The 26,191-nt window shown below is 61.8% G+C and carries 26 protein-coding genes and 1 pseudogene; 10 read left to right on the top strand and 17 right to left on the bottom strand.

Annotated features, from left to right (window positions below; genetic code table 11):
• Positions 1-95 precede the first annotated feature (95 nt).
• The 3 genes and pseudogenes from Tel_15060 to Tel_15070 all read left to right on the top strand — a co-directional run bounded on the left by Tel_15060 (position 96) and on the right by Tel_15070 (position 2,590).
• A complete protein-coding gene (locus Tel_15060; GenBank protein ID ALP54360.1) occupies positions 96-608 on the top strand; it encodes a ubiquinol-cytochrome c reductase iron-sulfur subunit in 513 nt (170 codons plus the stop codon).
• 12 nt (positions 609-620) lie between these two features.
• A pseudogene (locus Tel_15065) lies at positions 621-1,772 on the top strand (ubiquinol cytochrome C oxidoreductase).
• 152 nt (positions 1,773-1,924) lie between these two features.
• Complete coding sequence (locus Tel_15070) at positions 1,925-2,590, top strand: hypothetical protein (protein ALP54361.1); 666 nt, start codon at positions 1,925-1,927, stop codon at positions 2,588-2,590.
• A 364-nt stretch (positions 2,591-2,954) separates the two neighbouring features.
• On the opposite strand, the gene Tel_15075 is transcribed toward Tel_15070, so the two are convergent.
• The 12 genes from Tel_15075 to Tel_15130 all read right to left on the bottom strand — a co-directional run bounded on the left by Tel_15075 (position 2,955) and on the right by Tel_15130 (position 14,319).
• The gene (locus Tel_15075) at positions 2,955-3,923 is read right to left on the bottom strand and encodes a lipoyl synthase (protein ID ALP54362.1); all 969 of its coding nucleotides are present in this window, start codon (positions 3,921-3,923) and stop codon (positions 2,955-2,957) included.
• Positions 3,924-3,930: 7 nt separating this feature from the next.
• On the bottom strand, positions 3,931-4,563 hold the full coding sequence (locus tag Tel_15080) for a hypothetical protein (GenBank protein ID ALP54363.1): 633 nt from the start codon (positions 4,561-4,563) through the stop codon (positions 3,931-3,933).
• Positions 4,563-4,832: a transcriptional regulator gene (locus tag Tel_15085; GenBank protein ID ALP54364.1), complete on the bottom strand. Its 270-nt coding sequence runs from the start codon at positions 4,830-4,832 to the stop codon at positions 4,563-4,565. The genes Tel_15080 and Tel_15085 overlap by 1 nt, the downstream gene beginning before the upstream one ends.
• On the bottom strand, positions 4,829-5,698 hold the full coding sequence (locus Tel_15090; GenBank protein ALP54365.1) for a cytochrome C: 870 nt from the start codon (positions 5,696-5,698) through the stop codon (positions 4,829-4,831). The genes Tel_15085 and Tel_15090 overlap by 4 nt, the downstream gene beginning before the upstream one ends.
• Positions 5,699-5,705: 7 nt before the next feature.
• Positions 5,706-6,878, bottom strand: coding sequence for a D-alanyl-D-alanine carboxypeptidase (locus Tel_15095; protein ALP54366.1), 1,173 nt, complete (start codon positions 6,876-6,878; stop codon positions 5,706-5,708).
• A 103-nt stretch (positions 6,879-6,981) separates the two neighbouring features.
• Positions 6,982-7,836, bottom strand: a complete 855-nt coding sequence (locus Tel_15100; protein ALP54367.1) for a hypothetical protein — start codon at positions 7,834-7,836, stop codon at positions 6,982-6,984.
• Positions 7,833-8,819 carry a hypothetical protein gene (locus Tel_15105; GenBank protein ALP54893.1) on the bottom strand — a complete coding sequence of 329 codons (987 nt, stop codon included), beginning with the start codon at positions 8,817-8,819 and terminating at the stop codon, positions 7,833-7,835. Before Tel_15105 ends, Tel_15100 begins: the two co-directional genes overlap by 4 nt.
• 29 nt (positions 8,820-8,848) lie before the next feature.
• On the bottom strand, positions 8,849-9,913 hold the full coding sequence (locus tag Tel_15110) for a rod shape-determining protein RodA (protein ALP54894.1): 1,065 nt from the start codon (positions 9,911-9,913) through the stop codon (positions 8,849-8,851).
• A 71-nt stretch (positions 9,914-9,984) separates the two neighbouring features.
• Positions 9,985-11,832, bottom strand: a complete 1,848-nt coding sequence (locus tag Tel_15115; GenBank protein ID ALP54368.1) for a penicillin-binding protein 2 — start codon at positions 11,830-11,832, stop codon at positions 9,985-9,987.
• A 9-nt stretch (positions 11,833-11,841) separates the two neighbouring features.
• Positions 11,842-12,333 carry a rod shape-determining protein MreD gene (locus Tel_15120; protein ALP54369.1) on the bottom strand — a complete coding sequence of 164 codons (492 nt, stop codon included), beginning with the start codon at positions 12,331-12,333 and terminating at the stop codon, positions 11,842-11,844.
• Positions 12,333-13,196 (bottom strand): rod shape-determining protein MreC, encoded by an 864-nt coding sequence (locus Tel_15125; GenBank protein ID ALP54370.1) that lies wholly within the window; start codon positions 13,194-13,196, stop codon positions 12,333-12,335. The genes Tel_15120 and Tel_15125 overlap by 1 nt, the downstream gene beginning before the upstream one ends.
• Positions 13,197-13,269: 73 nt before the next feature.
• On the bottom strand, positions 13,270-14,319 hold the full coding sequence (locus Tel_15130; GenBank protein ALP54371.1) for a rod shape-determining protein MreB: 1,050 nt from the start codon (positions 14,317-14,319) through the stop codon (positions 13,270-13,272).
• A gap of 171 nt (positions 14,320-14,490) precedes the next feature.
• Between Tel_15130 and Tel_15135 the strand changes: the two genes are divergently transcribed.
• The 4 genes from Tel_15135 (at position 14,491) to Tel_15150 (ending at position 18,386) form a co-directional block, all read left to right on the top strand.
• Entirely contained in the window at positions 14,491-14,778 is a 288-nt protein-coding gene (locus Tel_15135) for a hypothetical protein (protein ID ALP54372.1), read from the top strand.
• A gap of 39 nt (positions 14,779-14,817) precedes the next feature.
• Positions 14,818-16,272: a glutamyl-tRNA amidotransferase gene (locus Tel_15140; protein ALP54373.1), complete on the top strand. Its 1,455-nt coding sequence runs from the start codon at positions 14,818-14,820 to the stop codon at positions 16,270-16,272.
• A 107-nt stretch (positions 16,273-16,379) separates the two neighbouring features.
• Complete coding sequence (gatB, locus tag Tel_15145; protein ID ALP54374.1) at positions 16,380-17,828, top strand: glutamyl-tRNA amidotransferase; 1,449 nt, start codon at positions 16,380-16,382, stop codon at positions 17,826-17,828.
• Between the two features lie 153 nt (positions 17,829-17,981).
• Positions 17,982-18,386, top strand: a complete 405-nt coding sequence (locus Tel_15150) for a hypothetical protein (protein ALP54375.1) — start codon at positions 17,982-17,984, stop codon at positions 18,384-18,386.
• Positions 18,387-18,404: 18 nt separating this feature from the next.
• Here Tel_15150 and Tel_15155 read toward each other — a convergent pair whose 3' ends face one another.
• Genes Tel_15155 through Tel_15175 form a run of 5 tightly spaced genes read right to left on the bottom strand, consistent with a single transcriptional unit; the run spans position 18,405 to position 22,777 of the window.
• On the bottom strand, positions 18,405-19,157 hold the full coding sequence (locus tag Tel_15155; protein ALP54376.1) for a hypothetical protein: 753 nt from the start codon (positions 19,155-19,157) through the stop codon (positions 18,405-18,407).
• Between the two features lie 13 nt (positions 19,158-19,170).
• Complete coding sequence (locus Tel_15160; protein ID ALP54377.1) at positions 19,171-19,578, bottom strand: hypothetical protein; 408 nt, start codon at positions 19,576-19,578, stop codon at positions 19,171-19,173.
• Between the two features lie 20 nt (positions 19,579-19,598).
• Positions 19,599-20,426 carry a hypothetical protein gene (locus Tel_15165; GenBank protein ALP54378.1) on the bottom strand — a complete coding sequence of 276 codons (828 nt, stop codon included), beginning with the start codon at positions 20,424-20,426 and terminating at the stop codon, positions 19,599-19,601.
• A 4-nt stretch (positions 20,427-20,430) separates the two neighbouring features.
• Positions 20,431-21,510, bottom strand: coding sequence for a peptide chain release factor 1 (gene prfA, locus Tel_15170; GenBank protein ALP54379.1), 1,080 nt, complete (start codon positions 21,508-21,510; stop codon positions 20,431-20,433).
• A gap of 4 nt (positions 21,511-21,514) precedes the next feature.
• Positions 21,515-22,777, bottom strand: coding sequence for a glutamyl-tRNA reductase (locus Tel_15175; protein ID ALP54380.1), 1,263 nt, complete (start codon positions 22,775-22,777; stop codon positions 21,515-21,517).
• Positions 22,778-23,049: 272 nt separating this feature from the next.
• Between Tel_15175 and Tel_15180 the strand changes: the two genes are divergently transcribed.
• Genes Tel_15180 through Tel_15190 form a run of 3 tightly spaced genes read left to right on the top strand, consistent with a single transcriptional unit; the run spans position 23,050 to position 26,187 of the window.
• Positions 23,050-24,663 carry a hypothetical protein gene (locus Tel_15180; GenBank protein ALP54381.1) on the top strand — a complete coding sequence of 538 codons (1,614 nt, stop codon included), beginning with the start codon at positions 23,050-23,052 and terminating at the stop codon, positions 24,661-24,663.
• The gene (locus Tel_15185; protein ID ALP54382.1) at positions 24,663-25,331 is read left to right on the top strand and encodes a hypothetical protein; all 669 of its coding nucleotides are present in this window, start codon (positions 24,663-24,665) and stop codon (positions 25,329-25,331) included. The genes Tel_15180 and Tel_15185 overlap by 1 nt, the downstream gene beginning before the upstream one ends.
• The gene (locus tag Tel_15190; protein ID ALP54383.1) at positions 25,321-26,187 is read left to right on the top strand and encodes a 4-(cytidine 5'-diphospho)-2-C-methyl-D-erythritol kinase; all 867 of its coding nucleotides are present in this window, start codon (positions 25,321-25,323) and stop codon (positions 26,185-26,187) included. Before Tel_15185 ends, Tel_15190 begins: the two co-directional genes overlap by 11 nt.
• The last annotated feature ends 4 nt before the right edge of the window (positions 26,188-26,191 follow it).

Consider the following 26,191-nt stretch of genomic DNA (forward strand, 5'->3'; position numbering starts at 1 on the left):
AATTTCAGAGCGGCATTGCCGCCCAAACACGAACTACCGCTTTGAGTCAGTAAGGCATCCAAGAACACGCAAACCAATTTAGAGGTCGTTTAGAGATGGCGAGTGATAAAGAACTGGACAATCCCGAACGTCGGGACTTTCTCGGTGCCGCAACTGTGGCGGTGGGCGCAGTCGGTGTCGCCGGGGCCTGTTATCCATTCATTAGCAGCATGAACCCAAGTAAGGACGTCAAGGCCCAGGCGACGTCCACGGTCGATCTGGCCTCCATCCCCGTGGGCAAGACCCACACGGTGGAATGGCAGGGCAAACCGGTATTCGTGGTGCATCGTACCGACGAAATGATCAGCGCCATGCAGCAGAGCAACACCGACCTCGACCCGGAGCCCGACAGTGAACGCGTCAAGCAGCCCCAGTGGCTGGTGGTGCTGGGTATCTGCACCCATCTCGGCTGTGTGCCCAACCGCACTGAGAAAGGCTGGAATTGCCCCTGCCACGGCAGCGTCTACGACAACAGCGGCCGCGTGTTGCGCGGCCCGGCGCCGCGCAACCTCATCGTACCGCACTATGCATTCGTCGATGAGCGCACCATCATCATCGGCAAGGCCTAAGGGGAAAGCGAAATGTTCAAGAAAGCATATGCCTGGGTGGACGAGCGTTTCCCCCTCACTGAGGTCATCAAGCACGAACTGACCGAGTATCCGGTGCCGCGCAATCTCAATTACATGTGGAGTTTCGGCTTCCTGGCGTTGTTTGTGTTGGTAGTGCAGATCGTCAGCGGCATTTTTCTGGCCATGCACTACAAGGCCGACGTCAACATGGCCTTCGACTCTATTCAGCACATTATGCGCGACGTGAACTACGGCTGGCTGATCCGCTATCTGCATTCCACCGGGGCCTCGGCCTTTTTTGTGCTCATCTTCCTGCACATCGGCCGAACGCTGTACTACGGTTCGTATCGGCGCCCGCGCGAATTTTTGTGGTGGACAGGCTTGTTGCTGTTGATGTTGCTGATGGCAACCGCCTTCATGGGCTACCTGCTGCCGTGGGGACAGATGTCCTACTGGGGTGCCCAGGTGATTACCAGTCTGTTCGGCACGACGCCGGTGTATGGCGAAGACATCGTGCGTTGGCTGCGCGGTGATTTCGTCGTCGGCGACGCCACCCTGACGCGCTTTTTCGCTTTGCACTATCTATTTCCCTTCATTATCGCCGTGGCGGTGGTGATTCACCTGGTGGCGCTGCACTGGGTCAAGAGCAGCAATCCCTCGGGTATCACCTTGCATGCCAAGGACAACATCCCGTTCCATCCCTACTTCACCATCAAGGACTTATTCGGCCTGGGCGTATTCCTCATCGTGTTCTTGGGCTTTGTCTTTTTTAATCCTGAATTTTGGATAGAGGCGGACAACAATATCGCCGCCGATCCCATGCAGACGCCGGCCCACATCGTGCCGGAGTGGTACTTCCTGCCCTTCTACGCCATCCTGCGTTCCATTCCCGACGCCTTGGGCGGCGTGATCGCCATGTTCATGGCCATTCTGATTTTCGCCGCCATGCCCTGGCTGGATCGCTCCAAGGTGCCGGGTGGGGCGCTGTATCGCCCTGGTTACCGCGTTATGGTGTATGTCTTCTTTCTCGATGTGTTGGTGCTCGCCTACATCGGCGCCCAGCCCGCGGAAGGGGCCTATATCACCATCGGTCGCATCGCCACCTTCATCTACTTCGGTCTGTTCCTGTTGTTGCCTTTCGTCTCAGCACGTGAGGAGCGGCGCTCGCGCGAAGCAGGGCTGCCGCGTGAGGCGGAGAAACTGATTCGCGAGGAGCAGGAGGAGCTGCTGAGAAACGAGCACTATCTGCGCCGCAAAGAGGACGAGCTCCAGTTGAAGCAGATTCGCAAGCGCCTGAAGGATGAGGAGCAATAACAATGAAAAAGCTTTTGGCAATACTCGGCGCCGTGACCTTGCTGGCGGGCACGGATATGGTACTGGCGGCCGCCACCGGTACGCTGACGCATATCGATGTGGACGAGTCCAATGAGGCGCGCCAACGGGGGGCCGAAACCGTCATCAGCACCTGTCTGCTGTGTCACAGCCTAAAGTACGTCAAGTTTATCAACCTCACCGAAATCGGCATGGCCAAAGAGGACATCGAATTTCTGTTGATGGACCAGGGTATCAGCGACCGCATGATGAGCCTGTCGCCGGTGGAGGTGCGCGAGGAGTCCTACGGCAAGGTGCCGCCGGACCTGTCGCTGATGGCGATCGCGCGCAAAAACGGTCCGGACTACCTCTACACCTTATTGACCGAGTACTACTACACCGAAGAGGGTGAAACGGATAATCATCTGTTTCCCGGCATCAAAATGCCCGATGTGTTGGCCTACGCCGATACCGAGCCGGGTTCGGCCGAGCGCGCCGAGGCCGAGGCCCAGGCACGCGATGTGGCCTCGTTTCTGAAGTGGACCGCCGATCCGAACGCGGACACGCGCGAAAGTATCGGCGTGTATGTGATGATCTACCTGGTCATTCTCACCGCACTGTTGTATCTGCTGAAACGCCGCGTCTGGCGTGGGGTGCACAAAACCGAATAACGCAGCCGCGCTGCCGGTCTCCTACCTGTCTAAGCCCCGCAGGTCGCCCCCAGGCATTTTGTGATCTATGTCACAGAAAACGGCGCGCGTGTGGTCTTTACTGATAGTGAGGACGAAATAAAGTCCCCGTCAAGATGATAGGAGGTGCGTCATGACCCTAGGTGCAATGAGTTTCGGAATCATTTTACTGGCATGCTTAGTGCCCACCATAGTCGCCGTATTGGCAACCGAACTTGATGAAGAAGTCGCCATGCGCGGCGGTTCTCACAAGATCCACCACTAACGTAAAAAAGTGCGTTAGGAAGCGCAAGGCTCCGTCCGCAGAGGGTGGGGCCTTTCCTTTTTTCGGGGTGGGCAATTCGGTTTAAGAGACCTGCTGTCCCGCCGCCTGCAGGTCGGCATGATAAGAGGAACGCACCATGGGTCCGCTGGCCACATTGCTGAATCCCAGTTGTTTGGCTGTCTGGGCCAGGCGCTCGAAGCTCTCCGGCGTGACGTAGCGCTCCACCGGCAGATGGTGACGGCTGGGTTGCAGGTACTGGCCCAGGGTCAGCATGTCCACATCATGGGCGCGCAGGTCGTGCATCACCTCGATGATCTCCGCATCGCTTTCACCCAAGCCCAGCATCAGGCCCGACTTGGTCGGAATGCCGGGATGGGTGCGCTTGAAGCGCTGCAACAAGGTCAAGGACCATTGGTAGTCTGCGCCGGGACGGGCCTGCCGGTAGAGCCGCGGCACGGTCTCCAGATTGTGGTTAAACACATCCGGCGGGGCAGTGCCCAGTTCGGTCAAGGCGACGTCCATTCGGCCGCGGAAATCGGGCACCAATATCTCGATGGTGAGTTGCGGCGAGCGCCGGCGCGCCGCTCGGATGCAGGCGGCGAAGTGGCCCGCGCCGCCGTCGCGCAGGTCGTCGCGATCCACGGAGGTGATTACTACATAGCGCAAACCCATGGCCCGGATGGTCTCGGCCAGGTGCTGCGCTTCGTCTGGATCAAGGGCTTTGGGGCGACCGTGGGCGACGTCGCAAAAGGGGCAGCGCCGGGTGCAAATGCCCCCCATGATCATGAAGGTAGCGGTGCCGTGATCGAAACACTCGCCCAGGTTGGGGCATTGCGCCTCCTCGCACACGGTGAATAATCTTTGTTCCCTGAGTATGCCCTTGAGCCGCGCCACTTCCGGACTGGTGGGCGCCTTGGCCTTGATCCAGCGCGGTTTTTTCAGCGGCTCGTCCTTGGGCACCACCTTGATGGGGATGCGCGCGGTCTTGGCGGCGCCCTTAAGCGGGGCCAGGGATTCGATGCGTTCGCGTTCCAGGGATTTGTCCGACATGTGTCATTCAACCTTGTACGTATTCGGGGTCAGTATACCCCAGCTGTCGAGCCAGCTTGGTGCACAGCGCCGGGGTGACGCTGGCGATGCTGTCCGGCCCGCCCAGATCGACCAGCTGGGTCACCTGCATGCCGTGGTGGCCGCAGGGGTTGATGCGGCTAAAGGGACTCAGGTCCATATTCACATTCAATGCCAGCCCGTGATAGCTGCAGCCACGCCGCACGCGCAGGCCGAGGGCAGCGATCTTGCGCTTACCGACATAGACGCCGGGGGCGTCGCGCCGACCGTGGGCTTGGATATCGTAATCCGCCAACAGTGCGATAACGGCCTGTTCGATGCGTTCCACCAGTGCCCGCACGCCCAGCTTGCGCCGTTTCAGGTCGATGAGCAGATAGGCCACCAGCTGCCCCGGGCCGTGATAGGTCACCTGGCCGCCGCGGTCGATCTTGATCACCGGGATATCGCCGGGGCTGAGCAGATGTTCGGTTTTGCCGTTCATGCCTTGGGTGAACACCGCGTTGTGCTCCAGTAGCCAGATCTCATCGACTGTGGTGTGGTCGCGGTGGTCAGTGAATTGCTGCATGCGGCGCCACACCGGCTGGTATGGCTGACGCCCGAGTTGGCGGATCAGGGGGGGCATCAGAGTGCCATCAAGACCCGTTCGTGGGCGCTGAGGCTGCGGTAGATTGCGTCCAGCTGCTCGCGGCTCTCGGCCTCGAAGGTGATGGTGATCGACACATATTTACCCGCCGCGCTGGGCTGGCTGCTGACCGCGCCCTCACTCAGATCGGCCACGTGTTGGCGCACCAGGGAGACCACCAGGGCATCGAAATCGTCCTGCGCCAGTCCCATGGCCTTGATGCTGAAACGGCAGGGAAATTCCATTAAGGGAGCGTCGTGGCGGCTCATGTCGTTTCCACCGCGCCGGCGATCAGGGCGCGTTTGTAGTTTTGATAGAGCCTGTGCATTTGCCGCCAGATCGGGCCGGGGCGGCCCGCGCCCACGGCTTGGTCGTCGAGCCGGGTGACGGGCAGCAACTCCTTGGTGGAACTGGACAGCCAGATCTCCTCCGCCCGCTGCAGTTCCTCGGGGCCGAATTCGCACTCCTGTTGTGCCAAGCCCTGGGCGGCCGCCAGCTCCAGCACCAGGTCGCGGGTGATGCCCGGCAACAGGAAGGGACCCTTGGGCGGCGTTTTGATGACACCGTCCGTCACGATGAAGACGTTGCTGGCCGCGCCCTCGGTGACCACACCGTCGCGCACCAGGATGGCTTCCTGGGCGCCGGCGTCGATGGCCTGCTGGCGCAGCAGGATATTGGGCAGCAGGGCGATGGCCTTGATATGGCAATACTTCCAGCGGATATCGTCCAGGGTGATGGCGGCGACACCGTCGTGCAGCAGCTCGCTGGCCACTGGTTTCAGCGGGCTGCTGGCTATGAACACGGTCGGCTCGGTGTCGAGCGGAAAGGCATGATCACGCGGCGCGTGGCCGCGGGTGATTTGCAAATAGATCGATTGTTCGCCACCGCCGTTCGCCTGCGCCAGGCGTTGCAGAATCTCGGTCCATTCGGCATTGGACATAGGATTGGCCAAGCGGATGCCGTCCAGGCTGTGCTGCAGCCGCTGCAGGTGTTCGTCGACGCGAAACAGACGTCCGCCGTAGACCGGAATCACCTCATAGACGCCGTCGCCGAACACGAAGCCGCGGTCCATGACCGGAACGAAGGCTTGGTCTTGCGGCAGAAAACGGCCGTTGAGAAAGACGATATCCGACATGGAAGGATTATTCGAACAGCAACAAGGCTTCGTCCACCAGGCGGCTGAACAGCCCGCCTTCGGGAATGTCCTGCAGCGCCACTAGGGCTTGGCGCGCCAGCACCTCACCGTCGAGAGAGACTTCCAGCATGCCGTATTGCTTGCCTTTCTCGATCGGCGCCGTGAGCGTGGGTGAGATCTTCATGTTGGCGTTGAGATCGTCGTATTGGCCGCGCGGAATGGTGACATACATCTCCGCGGCGAGCCCCAAGGGCAGTTGTTCGCTCGCGCCCTTCCAGACGCGCGCCTCGGTGAGTTTCTCCAAGGGCGCGTAGAGGCGGTGGGTCTCGTAAAAACGAAAGCCGTAGCTGAGCAGTTTCTGGCTTTCACGGGCGCGGGCGTTTTCGCTCTTGGCGCCCAGTACCACCGATATCAGCCGCATGTCGTCGCGCTTGGCGGAGGACACCAGGCAGTAGCCGGCGGCCTCGGTGTGACCGGTCTTGATGCCGTCCACACTGTCGTCCTGCCATAACAATTTGTTGCGGTTGTACTGGGTAATGCCGTTGTAGGTAAATTGCTTAATCGAGTACCAGGAATAGTGTTCGGGAAAGTCGCGGATCAGGGCGCGCGCCAGGGCGGCCATGTCGCGGGCGTTGGTGTAATGATCGTCGTGCGGCAGGCCGGTGCTGTTGACGAAGTGGCTGGCCGTCATGCCCAGTTCCTCAGCGGTGCGGTTCATCAGATTGGCGAACACCTCTTCGCCGCCGGCCACGTATTCGGCCAGGGCCACTGTGGCATCGTTGCCGGATTGCACGATCATGCCCTTGAGCAGGGTCTCCACCGGGACCTTTTTGCCCACCTCGACAAAGGTGCGTGAACCCGGCATGCGCCAAGCCTTTTCGCTGATCAAGACCTCGTCATCCAGCTTGATCTTGTCCATCTGCAGCTCGTTGAGCACGATGTAGGCGGTCATCATCTTGGTCAAGCTGGCCGGTTCCAGGCGTTCCTCGGCCTTTTCCTCGGCGATGATTCGGCCGCTGTCGAAGTCCATCAACACGAAACTGCGCGCGCCGATATCGGGCGGCGGCGGTGCGTCGAGAGCGGCGCCTGCAGCGCTGCCGAACAGGGTGAGGAGGGTGGCGCAAAGAAGACTGACAAAGCGCGTGAAATGGGACGAAAAGGCTAGGCTGGCAGTGATCATATTTCCTGAATGGGGCGGCAGAGTGAAAAAACTAAAATGGAATGGTAATCAATGGACGCTAGTTTACCGGGAATGTTCCGGAAAATGTAATTGTCGTCTTGATTTAGTCAATGACCACGCTGGTATTGGTAATGCCCTGATGCACCAGGCGCGAGGCCAGCTGCTGCGCCTCTTGGTCGCTCGCCAGCGGGCCGATGCGTACCCGATAGACCGGCTGGGTCGGGTCGCTGCCGGGAAAGATATGCACCGGGCTGCCAGCCATCTGCGCCAGGCGGCGGCGCAGGTTTTCGGCATTCAGGCGTGAATTGAAGGCGCCCACCTGCAGATACAGGTGCTGGTCAGATGCGGCGTCTGGCGCCGTTTTGACAGCATCTGCCGGGGCGGTTGGCTGTACCCGTTGCTGCGCCAGACGGTGGGCCTGGGGCCGGGACGGGTCGATGGCGCGGATCTCCACCCGGCCGGTGCCGTGCGTGTTAATGCCCAACTTGATGGCTGCGGCGTAGGAGAGGTCGATAATGCGGCCGTCGTGAAACGGGCCGCGGTCATTCACCTTGACGATGACGCGGCGACCGTTGTCCAGATTGGTGACCTCCACATAGGTGGGCAGGGGCAGGGTCTTGTGCGCCGCGGTCATGGCGTACATGTTATAGGTCTCGCCGCTGGAGGTGCGCCGGCCGTGGAACTTGGTGCCGTACCAGGAGGCGATGCCGCGCTCGATAAACCCTTGGCTGCTGTTCAAGGTCGTATAACTCTTGCCATGCACTATGTACGTGGGCGGATTGCCGTATTTGCTCAGTGGTTCGTGGCGCGGCACGGCGTCGGGAATGGCGTCCACGTTGACATGCCCGCTGGGGGCGCCGTCACCACGCTGAAACGGACCCGAGGCACAGCCGCCCAGCAGGGCCAGCAGGGCCAGGGCGGGGGTGAAACGGTGCATGCGTTGCAGCGAGGAGGTCATTGGTCAATATTAGCCTGTGCCTGGAGTTGGCGCTTGATGCCCTGGCTCAGTTGGTAGACCGCCATGGCATACAGTTCGCTGTGATTGTAGCGTGTGATAGCGTAGAAATTCCGCAGTCCGAGCCAGTATTCCGGCCCGGTTTTGCTTTGCAGCACGATCAGATCGGCCTCCCATTGCTCGGAGACGCTGTGCTCGGGCGTATAGCCGCGTTGGCGCCACTGTTGAATCGCGGTGTCGGGTTTTTTTAAACGCCCGTTTTCAGTCGGCGCGCCGGCGCCGGGCAGCACCGGTACGGCCACCGGCTGGTTACGCTGCCAGCCATGGCGGGCCAGATAATTGGCCACGCTGCCGATGGCGTCGGCGCTGTTGTCGAGCAGGTCGCGAATGCCATCGCCGTCGAAGTCCACGGCGTAGTGGCGATAGCTGCTGGAGATGAATTGCGGCTTGCCCATGGCGCCGGCATAGGAGCCGGTCACCGCCAGCGGATCGAAACGTTCTTCGCGGCTGAGCAGCAGAAACGCCTCCAGCTCCTTGAGGAAAAACGTGCTGCGGCGCGGATAGTCGAAGCCCAGGGTGGCCAGCGCGTCGGCCACCCGATACTTGCCGCGATACCGGCCGTAGCGCGTCTCCACGCCGAGGATGGCGGTGATGATCTCGGCCGGCACGCCGTATTTGCTCTCGGCCCGTTGCAGCACGCTGTGGTGCTGGCGCAGGAATTCGGCACCTTCATCCATGCGCGCCTGGGTGACGAAGAGGGGGCGGTACTGATGCCAGGGTTTGGCCTCGTAGGGTCGGTTCATGGCGTCGATGATTTCGGGCCGAATCTCCACCTGTTCAAACACGCGCTGCAATTCGCCGCGCTCGAATTTGTGGGTGTCGGCGATACGTTCGATAAAGGCCTGTACATCCTGGCGCGCGGCGGTGTTGGCGCCGACCGTCAGCGGTAGGGTCAGAAGGCCGCATAGCAGCGTGTTGAGCAACAGTCCGTGTCCGAGTTTTTGCATGATGTGAATTACCCGCTGGTGAGTAGTTTGCGATGTGTCTGGATCGACATCAGGATGCCAAAGGCCGCCATCAGTGTCACCATCGAGGTGCCGCCGTAGCTCACCAGCGGCAGGGGCAGCCCCACCACCGGCAGCATGCCCGAGACCATACCTATGTTGACGACCAGATAGACGAAAAAGGTAAGTGTCAGGGCGCCCGCCAGCAGGCGCGTGAAGCTGTCCTGGGCCTGGACGGCGATATACAGGCCGCGGGCGATGATGAACAGATAGATGGCGAGCAGGATCAGGATGCCGAAAAAGCCGAACTCCTCGGCGAACACGGCGAAGATGAAATCGGTGGAGCGCTCCGGGAGAAACTCGAGTTGCGATTGGGTGCCGTTGAGCCAGCCCTTGCCGTACAGCCCCCCCGAGCCGATGGCGATCTTGGACTGAATGATATGGTAGCCGGAACCGAGCGGATCGCTTTCCGGATTGAGAAAGGTCAACACCCGCTGGCGTTGGTAATCGTGCATGCCGAAGAACCACAGCAGCGGCGCGCAGGCCGCGGCCAGGATGGCGCAGCCGCCCACCAGACGCCAGGAGATGCCGGCCAGCAGCACGGTGAAGATGCCGGCCATGGCGATCAACAACGAGGTGCCCAGGTCCGGTTGTTTGACGATCATAGCCACCGGCACCAGGATGATCACGGCGGTGACGACAATGGCGCGACGCGACGGCGGCAGGGTATTTTCGGCCAGATACCAGGCGATCATCATGGGCACCGCCAGCTTCATGATCTCGGAGGGTTGGAAGCGGAACAGGCCCAGGTCGAGCCAGCGCTGCGCCCCCTTGCCCACATCGCCGATGACGAGCACTGCCACCAGCATCAGCACCCCGGCGCCATACACCCAGGGCGCCCAGCGTTCGATGTGATGCGGCGCGATCTGGGCGAAGAAAAACATTACCCCGAAGGCGATGCCGAGACGGATGCATTGACGCCACACCAGCCCGATGTCCTGGCCGCCGGAGCTGTAGAGCACCACCAGGCCGACCGCCGACAGGGCCACCAGTCCAAGCAGCAGGGGCCAGTCCATGTGCAGGGTGCGACTGCCGAAGCCGCCCTTATTGCGCCGGTCGATCCAGTGGCCGTAGTTGCGCGCCTGATTCATGGTTTCGCTCCCAGATATTGATCGATTACCGCCCCGGCGATGGGGGCCGCCACTGCGCCGCCGCTGCCGCCGTTCTCCACGATGACTGCCACGGCGATGCGCGGCACGTCGGCGGGGGCGAAGGCGATGAATAGGGCGTGGTCGCGCAGGTGACTGGCGACATCCTCTTCCACGTATTCCTCGTCCTGTTCGATGCCGAATACTTGGGCGGTGCCGGTCTTGCCGGCGATCTTGTAAGGCTGGCCGCGATTGAGTCGGCGCGCCGTGCCGTGCTGGCCGTAGATGACGTTTTCCATGGCGCTGATCACCGTGTCCCAGTGCTCGGGTTTGATCTTGGCGATGAGGCTGTCCGGATCGGTGCTGGCAATCGCCTGTTGTGCGTTTGCGGATTGCAGTACGTGATCAAGCAGACGGGGTCGGACGGCACTCCCCCGGCCGGCCAGAATGGCGGTGGCGCGTGCCAATTGCAAAGGCGTGGAGAGGGTATAGCCCTGGCCGATACCGGCGATCAGGGTCTCGCCCAGATACCAGGGCTCGCCGCGCACGCGCCGCTTCCACGCGGTGGAGGGCAGGATGCCGCTGGCCTCGCCGGCGATGTCGATGCCGGTCTTGCGGCCGAAGCCGAAGGGGGCGAGAAAGTCGTGGATCAGGTCGATACCCATGGTCTGGGCCAGATCGTAATAATAGACATCGCAGGACTCGGTAATGGCCTTCCTCAGATCGGTCATGCCGTGGCCCTGTTTTTTCCAATCGCGGTATTTGCGTTCATCGTCCTTGATGGTGTGCCAGCCGCGGCAGAAGATGCGCGTCTGCGGCGTAACGGTGTCCGACTCCAGGCCGGCCAGGCCGACAAACGGCTTGATGGTTGAGCCGGGCGGGTACTGGCCCAGCAGGGCGCGGTTGAACAGCGGCTTGGCGCGCGAGGTCTGCAAGGCGTTATAGGTCTTGTGGTCGATGCCGTTGACGAACAGATTGGGATCGTAGTCACCCAGACTGGCCATCACCAGCACATCGCCGTTGCGCGGATCGATGGCCACCACCGCGCCGCGTTCCCCTGCCATGGCCTGCTTGGCGCTGCGTTGCAGCTCGGTATCCAGGGTCAGCACGACATCCTTGCCCGGCACCGGCGGGCTGCGGTCCAGCACGCGCAGGGTGCGGCCCAGCACATTGGTCTCGACGCGTTGAAAGCCGACCGTGCCGTGGAGCAGTTCCTCATAGGCCTTTTCGATGCCCAGCTTGCCGATATGGCTGCTGGCGGCGTAGTTGGAGGCATTGATGCGCTGCAGCTCCTGTTCATTGATGCGGCCCACGTAACCCACGGCATGTACAGCGAGATTCTTTTGCGGATAATCGCGCGTCAGCCGCGCGGCGATCTCCACGCCGGGAAAGCGGTGGCGGTTCACTGCCAGGCGTGCCACCTCCTCGTCGCTGAGGCGGTGGCGCAGGGCGATGGGCTGGAAGCGGCGCGATTGTTGGCGGCGTTCATGAAAGCGTTCGATATCTGTTGGGCTGATGGCGACGATCTCGGCCAGTTCGGCAATGGTGGCGTCCAGGTCGTCGACCCGTTCCGGCACCACCTCCAAGGCGTAGGTGGGCAGATTCTGGGCCAGGATGACGCCGTTGCGGTCGAAGATCAGGCCGCGCGTCGGCGCCAGCGGCTGAAGGCTGACGCGATTGTTCTGCGATAAGGTGGTGTAGTGCTCGTGGCCGATGATTTGCAAATAGGCCATGCGCGCGACAATGGCCAGCAAGATCAATAGGATCCCGATAAAGGCGATCACGGCGCGCGAGGTAAACAGCTGGGTTTCGCGGAAGTGGTCCTTGATGGCGATGCGGTGGGCCATGGGTAACGACTACTTAATACCGAAGTGGCGACGGATATCTCGCAGAATCAGATAGATCCAGGGCCACAACAGGGTGGAGCTGACGGCGGGCAGCCAGTCGCTCCAGCTGCTGCTCTTGAGGTCGGTGATGCCATTGACCCACATCACCAGCACTTGATACAGAATCAGCAGACCCATGATACTGAGCGCCTGTTGCCACATGGGAAAGATGCGAATCTGTTGATATACCTTCTGGGTAAGATAAACGACAACCACCAGCGCCAGGGCGTGCTGACCCAAGAGGGCCCCTTTTAATACATCCAACATCAGGCCCAGGCCAAAAGCGGTGAAGATGCCGATGCGGTGCGGCAGGGCCATGCACCAATAGATCAGCACCAGCGCCAGCCACTCCGGGCGGAAGGCCGCCATCCATTGAGGCAGGGGGATGAGGGTCAAGATCAGCGCCGCCACATAGGTCAGGCCGATGATGATCATGCCGCCGCCGCGGGTGACCTGGGCCATTAGTTCTGCGCCTCCGTGGCCCGCGGCGCGGGTTCAGTCTCGGGTATGGTGGGCCATACCAGCAACACCTCGCGGCTGCGCTGCAGTTCCGCCGCCGGGCGGGCGCTGACCCGGGCGAAGGGCTGACCCGGGTCGATATCGATGGCGCTGATGGTGGCCACCGGATAGCCCTGCGGAAAACGGCCCCCCAGGCCGCTGCTCACCAGCAGGTCGCCCACCTGGATGTCGGCGTTGTTGGGGAAGTGGGGGATGTCTAATTCCTCCGGATTACCGGTGCCGATGGCGATGGCGCGCAGGCCGTTGCGGTTTACCGCCACCGGGATAGCATGATTGGGGTCGCTGATTAACATGGCGGTACTGGTGAGCGGGCCGACACGGGTGATCTGGCCCATGATGCCGTGGGCGTCGAGCACCGGCTGGCCGGGGTAGAGTTCGTCGCCGCCGCCCTTGTTGACCACGATCTGGCTGGAGAAGGGTTCCATATCCACCGCCAACAGCTCAGCAATCAGCACCCGCTCGCCCACCTTAAACGAGGAATCGAGCAGCTGGCGCAGGCGCATGTTTTCGCTCTCCAGCGCGGCCATCTTCTGCAGTCGCACATCGTAGAGCAGTTGCTGGGTCTGGAGGGTGGTGACCTCGGCCATCAGGGCTTCGCGCGTGGCAAAGCTTTCACCCATCCATGCGCCCGCGGTGACGGGCAGGTTGACCAGGGTCTGGATAGGGTAGACCACCACCGAGACCGCGGCGCGCACCTCTTTCAGGTATTGGAAGCGGTGATCCAGCACCATCAGCAGGACACACGCGAGGGCGCACGCCACAAAGCGTACGTTGGCGGATGAACCGTGTACGAATAGAGGTTTTATGACGCTCTCTCCAGCCCCTTCCCGGGGCTGTTGACTGCCAATTCAGCCGTCCGTTCAAGGGCCGGCGGCAGGATTACTCCACAGAAAACAGCTCAGTGCCGCCCTCGTCGATCATCTCCAGGGCGCGGCCGCCGCCGCGGGCAACACAGGTGAGCGGGTCTTCCGCCACGATCACCGGCAGCCCCGTCTCTTCCATCAGCAGCCGGTCCAGGTCGCGCAGCAGACCGCCGCCGCCGGTGAGCACCATGCCGCGTTCGGCGATGTCGGACCCCAGGTCCGGCGGCGTCTGTTCCAAGGCCGTTTTCACCGCGCTGACAATGCCGGTGAGCGGCTCCTGCAGGGATTCCAGGATCTCGTTACTGTTGAGGGTGAAGCTGCGCGGCACGCCCTCGGACAGGTTGCGGCCCTTCACTTCGATCTCCAGGACTTCCTTGCCCGGATAGGCGGAACCGATTTCGTGCTTGATGCGCTCCGCCGTGCTTTCACCGATCAGGGTGCCGTAGTTGCGGCGCACGTAGTTGATGATGGCCTCGTCGAAGCGATCGCCGCCGATACGCACCGAAGCCGAGTAGACGATGCCGTTGAGCGATAGCACGGCGATCTCGCTGGTGCCGCCGCCGATATCCAACACCATGGAACCGCGTGCCTCGCCTACCGGCATGCCGGCGCCGATGGCGGCGGCCATGGGTTCTTCGATCAGATACACGTCACGGGCGCCGGCGCCGGCGGCCGATTCCTTGATGGCGCGGCGCTCCACCTGGGTTGAGCCACAGGGGACGCAGATCAATACCCGCGGACTGGGACGAAAAAACTTGTTTTCATGCACTTTGCGGATAAAGTGCTGCAGCATCTTCTCGGTCACGGTAAAGTCGGCGATGACGCCGTCTTTGAGCGGCCGGATGGCAACGATGCTGCCCGGCGTGCGGCCGATCATGCGCTTGGCCTCCATGCCCACCGCGGCGATGCTCTTGGGGCCGCCGGGACCGCGGTCCTGACGCACGGCCACCACCGAGGGTTCGTTGAGCACGATGCCCTGGCCGCGGACATAGATCAAGGTATTGGCGGTACCGAGGTCAATGGACAGATCATTGGAGAAGATACCGCGAAAGCGCTTGAAGACCATTTGGATGAGTTACCTGTTAAAAAATAGAGACTGAATAGAGTTACGGCCAAAACCTGCGGTAATTTAGCAATTTGTCAGGGCTTTGGGCAAGCGCGCAATTGTGCTAACTTTGCCTGCCTTGCGTCGGCTCAGGCCGGCATAACGCGAATATCCAAGCAGCGGAGTGAACAAATGAGTCTTGAGCGGAGTGATGTGGACAAGATCGCCCACTTGGCGCGTCTTGAGATTGCGGCCCCGGATGTTCCGGAAATGGCCGCTACCCTATCCAAGATTCTCGATCTGGTGGCGCAGATGGACGCCGTGGATACCAGCGCTGTCGCGCCCATGGCCCACCCCCTGGAGATGGCCCAGCGTCTGCGCGAGGATGCGGTCACCGAGACCGATCAGCGCGAGCGCTTTCAAGCCCTCGCGCCGCAGACCGAAAACGGGCTGTACCTGGTGCCCAAGGTGATTGAGTGAACTCTGCTTCCAGCCCGGACACTTAAAACGATTTAGACTATGCACACAAAAACCATTGCCCAGCTGTCGGCGGGCCTGAAGGCCGGCGCATTTTCCAGCGAGGAACTCACCCGCGCCTATCTCGACCGCATCGAACAGCTGGATGCCCAGGTCAACGGCTATATTACCGTCACCCGGGACGCGGCCATGGCCGCCGCCCGGGCCGCCGACGCCGACATCAAGGCCGGCGGCGCCGCGCCGCTGACCGGCATCCCCATCGCCCAGAAAGACATCTTCTGCACCGAGGGCGTGAAGACCAGTTGCGCGTCCAAGATGCTGGACAACTTTATCTCGCCCTACGACGCCACCGTGATCGAGCGATTCAAACAGGCGGGCGCGGTGATGTTGGGCAAGACCAACATGGACGAGTTCGCCATGGGCTCCTCCAACGAGACCAGTTTCTACGGCGTGGTGAAAAACCCCTGGGACCTGGACGCCGTGCCCGGCGGCTCCTCCGGCGGTTCGGCCGCGGTGGTGGCGGCGCGTCTGGCGCCGGCGGCCACCGGCACCGATACCGGCGGCTCCATCCGCCAGCCGGCGGCGCTGTGCGGCATCACCGGCCTCAAGCCCACCTACGGCCGCGTCTCGCGCTACGGCATGATCGCCTTCGCCTCCAGTCTGGATCAGGCCGGCCCCATGGCGCGCAGCGCCGAGGACTGTGCTCTGATGATGAATGTCATGGCCGGTTTCGACGCGCGCGACTCCACCAGCGCCGATCAGCCCGTACCCGATTACACGGCGGATTTGAACCAGTCGCTGAACGGGCTGAAGATCGGCCTGCCCAAGGAGTATTTTGCCGCAGGTCTGGACAATAACGTGGCCGCTGCGGTGCAGGCGGCCATCGAGGACTACACAAAGCTGGGCGCTGAGGTGGTGGATATCAGCCTGCCCAATACCGGCCTGTCGGTGCCGGCCTATTACGTGGTCGCCCCGGCCGAGTGCTCCTCCAACCTGTCGCGTTTCGACGGTGTGCGCTTCGGCCATCGCTGTGACGCTCCCAACGACCTGATGGATCTCTACAAGCGTTCGCGCGGCGAGGGCTTCGGCCCCGAGGTCAAGCGCCGCATCATGATCGGCACCTACGCCCTGTCGGCCGGTTATTACGATGCCTATTATTTGAAGGCGCAAAAAGTGCGTCAGCTCATCAGTCAGGATTTCAAGCAGGCCTTCACAAAGGTGGATGTGATCATGGGGCCCACCTCGCCCACGGTGGCCTTCAACCTGGGCGAACGCACCGACGACCCGGTCACCATGTATCTTTCAGACGCCTACACCATCGCCACCAACCTGGCCGGTCTGCCGGGGATATCGGTGCCCTGCGGTTTCGTCGGCAAGCGCCCGGTGGGGCTGCAGATCATTGGCAACTACTTCGACGAGGCGCGCCTGCTCAATGTGGCGCATCAATACCAGCAGGTGAGCGACTGGCACAACCGGGCGCCGGAGGGCTTTCAATAATCCTTACCGCGAAGGACGCAAAGGGTCGCAAAGTTAAAACCGAACTATCCTTGGCGTTACTTCGCGTCCGTTGCGGTTAACATATTAGATTTAAGAGGAATTCAGCAATGCAATGGGAAGTCGTCATCGGTCTGGAGATTCACGCCCAGCTTGCCACCAAGAGCAAGATCTTTTCCGGCGCCTCCACCGCCTATGGTGCCGCGCCCAACACCCAGGCCTGCGCCGTCGACCTGGGGTTGCCCGGGGTGTTGCCGGTGTTGAACAAGGAGGCGGTGCGCATGGCGGTGAAGTTCGGCCTGGCGACCAATTGCGAGATCACCCGCCGCTCGGTTTTTGCGCGTAAGAATTATTTCTATCCCGATCTGCCCAAGGGGTACCAGATCAGCCAGTACGAACTGCCCATTGTCGCCAACGGCCATCTGGACATCGAGCTGGAGGACGGTGCCACCAAGACCATCGGCATCACCCGCGCCCACCTGGAAGAGGATGCGGGCAAGTCGCTGCACGAGGACTTTCACGGCATGACCGGCATTGACCTGAACCGTGCCGGCACCCCATTGCTGGAGATCGTCTCCGAGCCCGACCTGCGCAACGCCAAGGAGGCGGTGGCCTATATGCGCAAGGTTCATTCGCTCGTACAGTATCTGGAGATCTGCGACGGCAACATGCAGGAAGGCTCGTTCCGCTGCGACGCCAACGTCTCGGTGCGGATTAAAGGCGAGTCGAAATTCGGCACCCGCGCCGAGCTGAAGAACCTCAACTCTTTCCGTTTCATCGAGCGCGCCATCAATTATGAAGTGGAGCGCCAGATCGAAATCATCGAAGGCGGCGGCGAGGTGGTGCAGGAGACCCGCCTCTATGACGCCGATAAACATGAGACCCGTTCCATGCGCGCCAAGGAAGAGGCCTTCGACTATCGCTATTTTCCCGATCCCGACCTATTGCCGGTGGCGGTGGAGGCGTCCTTCATCGAGGCGGTGCGCGCCACCCTGCCGGAACTGCCCGCGGCCAAGAAGCAGCGTTTTATTGACGACTACGGCATCAAGGCCGAAGACGCCGTCATTCTCACCGGCAGCCGCGAATTGGCCGACTTTTTTGAGGCTGCGGTGCAGGCCGGCGCCGACGCCAAACTGGCGGCAAATTGGATCATCGTCGAGCTGCTCGGCGCGCTCAACCGTGAGGGCAAGGGACTGGCCGGCAGTCCGGTCTCGGCCGAGATGCTCGCCGGCATGATCAAGCGCATCCAAGACAACACCATTTCCGGCAAGATCGCCAAGCAGGTGTTCACGGCCATGTGGGCGGGCGAGGGCGAGGCCGATGCCATTATCGAGGCCAAAGGCCTGAAACAGGTCACCGACAGCGGCGCCATCGAAAAGATCATCGATGAGGTGTTGGCCCGCAATCCCAAACAGATCGAGGAATACAAGGCCGGCAAGGAAAAAATGCTCGGCTTTTTTGTCGGTCAGGTGATGAAGGCCTCGCAGGGCAAGGCCAATCCGGCGCAGGTGAATCAGTTACTTAAGCAAAAGCTGCAGGACCAAACACCCTCGAATTAGCGCGAAGCCGCCGCCCTTGCGGCTTTTCCGTGGCACAGGAACGACCAAAGTGCAGCCCTAAATATTCCCCTTGTGTAGTCCGATAGCATTTCTTGACAGTAACATTTTGTAGGCACGCCCCGTTTGAGCTGGGGAGGTAAGGAGGCATGGGAAATGGACGAAGCCGTCGTCAACGCAGTCAAACAGAGCTATGGTCGCAGCCTGGGAAACCATGATTTGATGAATGAATTCTACGACAGGCTCATGGCGAGTCATGCCGATATTGCCCGCATGTTCAGTGGCATCGATATGCGCAAACAGCAGGCGGTACTCAAGCAGTCACTCTCCATGGCTATCTTGTACCCGCGCGACAACCTGATTGCGACCCACGCCATGGAGCGGGTGCGTAAAAGCCATGCCCGCGACCGGCTCAACATTCGTCCCGAACTCTATAAATATTGGCTGGATACCCTGATGGGCGTGGTGGCGGAGTCCGACCCCGAGTTCACGCCGGAGCTGGAACAGCAATGGCGCGCCGTGCTCAGTCATACCATCTCGTTTATCGCCGAGGGCTACTGAGCGGGCGCGCCCGCGTCTTCACTTCCCGCTCTGTACGACGAATTCAACCAGTGTATTGGCGCCGTAAGTAATGCCGCCGAAATCGCCGCTGGCCGGCGCCGTGTCGGCCGTGTTTGAGATACCCTCTTGCCCCGGTTTTGCCGGCGCCATGCGTTGCAGCTGCGGGGTGCGCGCGAAGACCTGCGGGGTGCTGACGCGGATCGGCTGCAGCGTCACGCCCAATTGTCCTTCGTAAAGCGCCCGTTTGTCCTGAACCATGGTAAGCGCCTTTTCCAACACCTTCAGCGTGTTCGTCGCGGCGGCCGAATCCTCAAACGTCATGGTGCCGAGGAAGATTTCCTTGTGGCTGTCCACCAGACGGGCGATGGTCTGCAGCTGTGCTTCGTTGCGAATGGAGATTTTGACTTCGTTGCTGACTTCGTAGCTGCTGGGCTTGTCACCGAACCAACCGTAGTCGGGGGTGGAAGAAAAATTGGAGGCCCGGATGGCCTCGGCGTCGATGCCCGCCTGCTGCAGTTGTTGCCGCAGGGTGTGTCTGAGGGCCTCGTTTTTCTGCAAGGCGTCCTGGAGTTTGTTTTCCTTGGTGCGCACGGCGATGCTTACCACAGCGCGGTCCGCCTCCACCTTTTCCTCGGCCTCGCCCTCGATGGCAATGATTTTCTTTTGATCCAGCAAGTACTGCGACAGCTCGTGGGGTGTGCCGCTCAACTCGGGGGCGGCGTTGGCCAGCAAGGGCAGGGCGTAAAGCAATGTGGCGGCGATCTTGTGCATGACATCCTCCGGATTAGGCAAGTTGTAGGGCGATCTCCTCGGCCCGGCGATCTTTAATGCGAAAGGCGGCCATTTCCAACACGCCGATGGTATTGAGGGAGACGATCAGGTAGACCGCCTCGGGATAACTGGCCTCGCTCAAATCGGTGACCGAGGGCAGCGCCGGGGCGCGCGGATGGGAATGGTAAATGGCGATCAGCGCCTCGCCCTTGTCGCGCATATGGCGCATGGTCTCGATTTGTGCGCGCGGGTCCATTTGAAAGCGGCGCGTCCGATCCAGGGCGGCATTGTCGATGGGATAACAGTGTTCGGCGCGGCCATCGCGGCCGCCGATAAGGCCACAGATTTCCTTGTCGGGGGATTGCTGCGCCTGATTCAGAATAGTGTTGACCAGCGGGCGGGGCAGAGTAAATGTGTCCATATCCGTGTCCGTGATTCGGTTTATGCCGGCCGGCGACCCGCCGTGATGCGTTCATTATCGCCCCAATCACGCCGGCTGTTCACCTCGGTATAGCCATGCCGGGCCAGCAGGGCGCGCACCGCCTCGCCTTGATCATAGCCGTGCTCCAGCAACAGCCAGCCGGGCGCACGTAAGTGGTGGCCTACTTGTGCCACGATGATGCGCATGGCCGCCAGGCCGTCGACACCGGGGCTCAAGGCCTGCAAGGGTTCATAGGGCAGGCCGTCGTCCTGCAGGTGGCGATCATGCGCCTCGACGTAGGGTGGATTGCTGGCGATGAGCTGAAAGCGTTCCGTTGCATGCAGTGCTGCGTGCCAGTCGCCTTGGCGGAATTCGACGTTATCGATGCCCAGGCGGTGGGCATTGGCCTGGGCGATGTGCAGGGCCTGGGGGCAGATGTCGGTGGCGACGACGCGACAGCGGCGGCGCTCGTTGGCAATGGCCAGGGCGATGGCGCCGGCGCCGGTGCCGAGGTCGGCGATGCGCCAGTCGGCGTGCGGCGGAATCAATTGCAGCGCCTGTTCCACCAATACTTCGGTGTCGGGTCGCGGGATCAGCGTGGCGGGGCTGACCTGCAGCCGCAGGGACCAGAATTCACGCCAGCCGGTAAGGTAGGCCAGGGGTTCACCGCGGTCACGGCGCGCCACCAAGTTCCGGAACTCGCTGAGTGGCGTTGCCGCCACGTCGCGCTCGGGCCAGGCGCGCAAGTAACTGCGCTCCTTGTCCAAAACGTGGGCCAGCAGCGCCTCGGCATCTAGCGTATCAATGCGGGTCTTGGCCTCGGCCAGTACCTGGGCGATGCTGGGCACAAACCTATCCGTCGCTCATGGCCGCCAGCAAATCGGCCTGATATTCGCTGGTCAGCGGTTCGACCACCGGGCCCAGATTGCCCTGCATGATGTCGTCGAGCTTGTAGAGCGTCAGGTTGATGCGGTGATCGGTGACCCGCCCCTGGGGATAATTATAGGTGCGGATGCGTTCGGAGCGATCGCCGCTGCCCACCAGCTGACGCCGGGTGCTGGCCTGTTCGGCGGCCTGCTTCTCCTGCTGCATGGTGTAGAGTTTGGCCTGCAGCAGGGACATGGCGCGGGCGCGGTTCTTGTGCTGCGAGCGTTCGTCCTGGCACTCCACCACGATGCCGCTGGGCAGGTGGGTGAGGCGGATGGCCGAGTCGGTCTTGTTGACGTGCTGGCCGCCGGCGCCGGAGGCGCGATAGGTGTCCACCTTGAGGTCCGCGGGGTTGATGTCGATCTGTTCCAGCGCGTCGGCCTCGGGCATTACCGCCACGGTGCAGGCTGAGGTGTGAATACGGCCCTGGGACTCGGTCTCGGGCACGCGCTGCACGCGGTGGGCGCCCGACTCGAATTTGAGTTTGGAGTAGGCGCCGCGGCCGATGACGCGCGAAATGATCTCTTTATAACCGCCGTGCTCACCCAGGCTCTCGCTCAGCACTTCGACCTGCCAGCCCTGTTGCTCGGCGTAGCGCGCATACATTTTGAACAGATCGCCGGCGAAGATGGCGGCCTCGTCGCCGCCGGTGCCGGCGCGGATTTCCAGATAGGTGTTCTTGTCGTCGTTAGGGTCCTTGGGCAGCAGCAGTTTCTGCAGCTCGGCCTCCAAGGCTTCCTGTTTCTCGCGCGCGTCTTTGAGTTCGTCCTCGGCCATGTCGCGCATGTCCGGGTCGGCCAGCATTTCCTCGGCGGTCTCCATGTCCTCCACGGTCTGACGGTACTGTGTAAAACAGGCGATCACCGGATTCAGCTCGGCATATTCTTGTGACAAGACGCGGAATTTTTTTTGGTCGGCGATCGTATCCGGGTCGGCCAGGAGTGCATTGATCTCCTGCAGCCGCTCGGAGAGATTCTCCAGTTTGCTGCGTATGGATGGTTTCACGGGTTTAACGTTGGGTCTTTTTGAGTTGGAACAGCAGGCGCGCCGCGTCCAGGATTTCGTCTCGGCCGTCGAAGCCGGCCTGGCGCAGTTGGGCGCTGGGGGCGTGGGTGAGTTTGTTAGTCAGGTTGTGGGCCAGCTTTTGCAATACCTGTTCGGCATCCGCGCCGTTGGCCAGCCGTTGCATGGCCTTGGCCACTTCGGCTTCGCGGATGCCCATGGCGTGGTCGCGAAATTGGCAGATGGTGTCCACGGCGCTTAAGGATTGCAGCCAGCCCATGAAATGGGCCACTTGGGTGTCGATGATCTCTTCGGCCTGTTCGGCGGCCTCCTGGCGTGATTTCAGGCCTTCTTCGATGATCTCCTGCAGGTCGTCGACAGTGTAGAGATAGATGTCCTCCATGGCGCCCACCTCCGGCTCAATATCGCGCGGCACGGCGATGTCGATCATCAGCATGGGACGGTGTTTGCGCGCCTTAATGGCGCGTTCCGTCGCGCCCTTGCCCAGGATGGGCAGCTGGCTGGCGGTGGAGGAGATGACGATGTCGGCCTCGGCCAGGTGATGCGGGATCTCGCCCAGGGCGATGGCGTAGGCATCGAATTCCTGGGCCAGGGTATGGGCCTTTTCCACTGTGCGGTTGGCAATGATCATGCGCCCGATGCCGCTGGCATGCAGGTGGCGGGCGGCCAGCTCGATGGTCTCGCCGGCGCCGATCAGCAACGCGGTGTGTTCCTCCATGCCGCTGAAAATCTGCTTTGCCAGGCTGACGGCGGCGAAGGCCACCGAGACCGGACTGGAGCCGATGGCGGTGTCGGTGCGTACCTGTTTGGCCACCGAGAAGGTGTGTTGGAACAGGCGGCTGAGCAGTTTGCCGACGGTGCCGGCCTGCTGTGCCTTGCTGTAGGCGTCCTTGATCTGACCCAGGATCTGGGGCTCGCCCAGGATCAGGGAATCGAGCCCGCTGGCCACCCGCAAGACATGGCGCACCGCCAATTGATCCGGATGCACGTACAAATAGGGGCGCACCTCGGCATCGCTGAGTTTATGATAATGCTCGAACCAGTCGATAACGGTGTTGCCGTCGCGTTGATTGCTGCAGCACACCAGCTCGGTGCGGTTGCATGTCGACAAAATGGCGGCCTCGCTCACCTCCTGGGTGGAGGTTAGTTCATGGAGCGCATCGGCAAGGCGCTCGGGGGCGAAGGATACGCGTTCCCGAATTTCGACCGGAGCGGTTTTATGGTTGATGCCGACGGCGAGCAGGCTCATTGAAACTTTTCAGCCACTTAGGTAATCCAATTAGACGAGGAATTCTGCTGTATATGCCCGATAATGGCAAGTAGAGCAACCAATTAGACGCAACATTTTGGGGCTGAGTTCCCCCTAGGGTAGACTAGCCGAACTGACATCGATCCAGTCTCGCGGAGGGCAGGATGAAGCCTTATTCATTAATATTCGGACCTTTCCTTTTAATATCAATGCTTTCAGCCTGTGCTACAGCGCCTCAGCCGGGTGTTCAGGCGCCCGAGGAGCAGGCTGAGATGCGCGCCAGCGGCCCCGAGCTGCCGGATGTCGAACTCACCCCCGAGCTGCTCAACGACCTGTTCGTGGCCGAGGTGGCGTTACAGCGCGGCGAATACGAAACGGCGGTGGAATACTATACCCGCCTGGCCAAACAGACCGCCGACCCCCGACTGGTGGAGCGCGCCACCCGCATCGCCCTGTTTACCCGCGAATATCAGGCCGCATTGGAGTTGGGTCGGCAGTGGATCGAGTTGGACCCGACCAATGCCGATGCCGGCCAGATCCTCACCATGCTGCAGGTCAAAGCCGGCGACTACAGCGCCGCGCTGGAATCGCTGGAACTGGTGGCGGCCACCGCCGAGGACGATGCCAGCCGCTATCTCATGATGATTCGCCTGCTCGGCCGCGAGCAGGATAAGGACGCGGCCTTGGAAGTGATGCAACGTTATCTCGAGCGGCATCCGGACGATAACGCCGCCCTGTTCGCTCATGCCCAGTTGTCCCTGCGCGCCGGCAAGCTGCAACAGGCGGAGACCACCATCGATCGACTGTTGGTGTTGGATCCCGACTGGACCCAGGCGGTCATTCTGCGCGCGCGTATTCTGCAGGCCGACAATCGCGAAGCGGCCGCCTTGGATTATCTCGGCCAGAGGGTGCGCCGCAACGGCGACGATATGGAGCTGCGGGTGCAGTACGGCCGCATGTTGGTCGACGTGGATCGTCCCAACGAGGCACTGGAGCAGTTTCGCAAGGTGCTCAAGGCCCAGCCCGAAAACGATGACATCCTGTTTGCCGCCGGCTTGGTGGCGCTGCGTGTCGAGCTGATCGACGAGGCGCGCGACTATTTTCTGCGCCTCAACGACCGCGCCGTGCGCGTCGACGAGACCGGCTATTACCTCGGCCGTATCGAGGAGATCAAGGAAAACTATGACCGTGCCATTCGCTGGTACAGCAGCGTCAGCCGTGGCGAAAACTATCTCAATGCCCAAGTGCGCAGCGCCTTGCTGCACGCGCGCCAGGGCGACGTGGACGCGGCCCGCGCCCTGCTGCATGCGGCCCAGGCGCGTACGCCCGGGCAGCAGTTGCGCCTGTATCTGGCCGAAGGTGAGATCCTGCGCGATGTAGGGCATTATCAGGCGGCCCTGGATGTCTACGATCACGCCCTGCAAGGGGCGCCGGGCAACACTGAGCTGCTGTATGCCCGCGCTATGGTGGCGGAAAAGCTGGGCCGCATTGACCAGCTCGAGCGCGACCTGCTGGCCATTCTGGAACGCGAACCCGACCACGTCGACGCCCTCAATTCCCTCGGCTATACCCTGGCCGATCGCACCGATCGCATCGACGAGGCCTATACCTACGTCAAGCGCGCCCTGGAATTGGAGCCGGACAGCTTTTATATACTGGATAGCATGGGCTGGGTGTTATACCGCCAGGGCAAATTGGATCAGGCCCTGGAGTATTTGCAGCGGGCCATGAACAAGAATGCAGACGCCGAAGTCGCCGCCCACCTGGGTGAGGTGCTGTGGGTCAAGGGCGACCACGACGGCGCCCGCAGCATCTGGCAGCAGGCCCTGGAGACCAGCCCCGAAAGCACTGCCGTGCGCAATACCATCAAACGATTCGAAAAATAATGCCGCATCATTCCAACCGCACCCGGTGCCCGCGCGCCCTGGGTGTTTTTTTTGTTCTGCTGAGTGGGCTTTTGCTATCGGCCTGCGCCACGCGGCCCGCCATCTCGCCACCCGTCTCAATCGAGCAGCGCGCCGCCGAATGGCAGGCCCAGCGCCGGGCGCTGGCGCAATTGGAACGTTGGTCTTTCAGCGGCCGCGTCGCCGTCAAAGACAAGCAGTCGGACAGCTGGAGCGCCGCACTGGCCTGGCAGCAGCGCGGCGACAGTTACGACATCCGTCTGAGCGGCGCCTTCGGGCGGCAGGCGGCACGACTGTTCGGCCGGCCGGGTTATGCCGTCATCGAGACCGGCGCGCAAGCCGCCCTGTCGGCCAGCTCGGTGGAAATGCTGATGCAGGAGCAATTGGGTTGGTCGGTACCGGTACAGGGCTTCAAACACTGGCTGGTCGGCGCCCCGGCCCCCGGCATGATCGACCGCTATGCCTTGGATGCGGCCGGGCGTCTGGCTGAGTTGCAGCAGTCCGGCTGGCAGATCCGCTACAGCCGTTATCAACGCGTCGCCGATCTTGACCTGCCGCGTAAGCTGGAGCTGGAAAACCCGCGTCTGCGTATCCGGCTGGTGATCGATGACTGGGACCTGGCTCGGGGCGACGCCGACGATGTGGTCTGAACATTGGCCGGCGCCGGCCAAGCTCAATCTGTTTTTACACATCACCGGCCGCCGCGCCGACGGTTATCACCTGTTGCAGAGTGTGTTCCAGTTTCTCGATTATGCCGATGAATTGAGTTTCGCCCTGCGCCAAGACGGCCGGGTGCGCCGCGTCGACGCCCTGGCCGGCGTGGCCGAGCTCGATGATCTCACCGTGCGCGCCGCGCGTGCGCTACAGCAGTTCAGCGGCACCGCTCAAGGGGTGGATATCCGCCTCCACAAACGCCTGCCCATGGGCGGCGGCCTGGGCGGTGGCAGTTCCGACGCCGCCACCACCCTGGTGGCGCTGAACCGGCTTTGGGGGCTCGGGCTCAGCGTCGATCAGCTGGCCGCGCTGGGCCTGGCGTTGGGCGCCGACGTGCCGGTGTTCGTGCACGGCCAGGCTGCCTGGGCCGAAGGCGTGGGCGAGCGGCTCACCCCCATCGATCTGCCCGAGCCCTGGTTCGTAGTGATTATCCCGCCCTGCCAGGTGTCGACGGCCGAGATCTTCGCCGCGCCGGAATTGACACGCGCGGCGCAAAGCATCAAAATACCCGCCTTTCTCGACGGGCAGGCTAGCAACGTCTGCGAAGCGGTGGTGCGCAAGCGCTACCCGGACGTAGATAAGGCTTTGAATTGGTTGGCCCGATACAGCCAGTCCCGCATGAGTGGCACGGGTGCCTGTGTCTTCGCCCCGTTTGCCGAAGAGGCGGATGCGCGACGTGTTTTGCAACAGCTGCCGGGCCCCTGGCATGGCGTTGTTGCCAAGGGTTTGAACCGGTCCCCGCTGTTGGATCGCCTGACCCAAACGTCCCATTCAGACGCGAGAACAGTTTAATTAT

This window comes from Candidatus Tenderia electrophaga, from assembly GCA_001447805.1.
Taxonomy (GTDB): domain Bacteria; phylum Pseudomonadota; class Gammaproteobacteria; order Tenderiales; family Tenderiaceae; genus Tenderia; species Tenderia electrophaga.

What these genes read in the sequence shown, in the direction of transcription:
- Tel_15180 (ALP54381.1), top strand. Translation starts at nt 23,050, where the DNA reads ATGCGCGCCAGCGGCCCCGAGCTGCCGGATGTCGAACTCACCCCCGAG.
- Tel_15095 (ALP54366.1), bottom strand. Translation starts at nt 6,878, where the DNA reads ATGATCACTGCCAGCCTAGCCTTTTCGTCCCATTTCACGCGCTTTGTC.
- Tel_15070 (ALP54361.1), top strand. Translation starts at nt 1,925, where the DNA reads ATGAAAAAGCTTTTGGCAATACTCGGCGCCGTGACCTTGCTGGCGGGC.
- Tel_15130 (ALP54371.1), bottom strand. Translation starts at nt 14,319, where the DNA reads ATGGTCTTCAAGCGCTTTCGCGGTATCTTCTCCAATGATCTGTCCATT.
- Tel_15150 (ALP54375.1), top strand. Translation starts at nt 17,982, where the DNA reads ATGGACGAAGCCGTCGTCAACGCAGTCAAACAGAGCTATGGTCGCAGC.
- Tel_15075 (ALP54362.1), bottom strand. Translation starts at nt 3,923, where the DNA reads ATGTCGGACAAATCCCTGGAACGCGAACGCATCGAATCCCTGGCCCCG.
- Tel_15115 (ALP54368.1), bottom strand. Translation starts at nt 11,832, where the DNA reads ATGGCCCACCGCATCGCCATCAAGGACCACTTCCGCGAAACCCAGCTG.
- Tel_15185 (ALP54382.1), top strand. Translation starts at nt 24,663, where the DNA reads ATGCCGCATCATTCCAACCGCACCCGGTGCCCGCGCGCCCTGGGTGTT.
- Tel_15190 (ALP54383.1), top strand. Translation starts at nt 25,321, where the DNA reads ATGTGGTCTGAACATTGGCCGGCGCCGGCCAAGCTCAATCTGTTTTTA.
- Tel_15100 (ALP54367.1), bottom strand. Translation starts at nt 7,836, where the DNA reads ATGACCTCCTCGCTGCAACGCATGCACCGTTTCACCCCCGCCCTGGCC.
- Tel_15155 (ALP54376.1), bottom strand. Translation starts at nt 19,157, where the DNA reads ATGCACAAGATCGCCGCCACATTGCTTTACGCCCTGCCCTTGCTGGCC.
- Tel_15175 (ALP54380.1), bottom strand. Translation starts at nt 22,777, where the DNA reads ATGAGCCTGCTCGCCGTCGGCATCAACCATAAAACCGCTCCGGTCGAA.
- Tel_15135 (ALP54372.1), top strand. Translation starts at nt 14,491, where the DNA reads ATGAGTCTTGAGCGGAGTGATGTGGACAAGATCGCCCACTTGGCGCGT.
- Tel_15080 (ALP54363.1), bottom strand. Translation starts at nt 4,563, where the DNA reads ATGCCCCCCCTGATCCGCCAACTCGGGCGTCAGCCATACCAGCCGGTG.
- Tel_15160 (ALP54377.1), bottom strand. Translation starts at nt 19,578, where the DNA reads ATGGACACATTTACTCTGCCCCGCCCGCTGGTCAACACTATTCTGAAT.
- Tel_15110 (ALP54894.1), bottom strand. Translation starts at nt 9,913, where the DNA reads ATGGACTGGCCCCTGCTGCTTGGACTGGTGGCCCTGTCGGCGGTCGGC.
- Tel_15060 (ALP54360.1), top strand. Translation starts at nt 96, where the DNA reads ATGGCGAGTGATAAAGAACTGGACAATCCCGAACGTCGGGACTTTCTC.
- Tel_15085 (ALP54364.1), bottom strand. Translation starts at nt 4,832, where the DNA reads ATGAGCCGCCACGACGCTCCCTTAATGGAATTTCCCTGCCGTTTCAGC.
- Tel_15140 (ALP54373.1), top strand. Translation starts at nt 14,818, where the DNA reads ATGCACACAAAAACCATTGCCCAGCTGTCGGCGGGCCTGAAGGCCGGC.
- Tel_15120 (ALP54369.1), bottom strand. Translation starts at nt 12,333, where the DNA reads ATGGCCCAGGTCACCCGCGGCGGCGGCATGATCATCATCGGCCTGACC.
- Tel_15090 (ALP54365.1), bottom strand. Translation starts at nt 5,698, where the DNA reads ATGTCGGATATCGTCTTTCTCAACGGCCGTTTTCTGCCGCAAGACCAA.
- gatB (ALP54374.1), top strand. Translation starts at nt 16,380, where the DNA reads ATGCAATGGGAAGTCGTCATCGGTCTGGAGATTCACGCCCAGCTTGCC.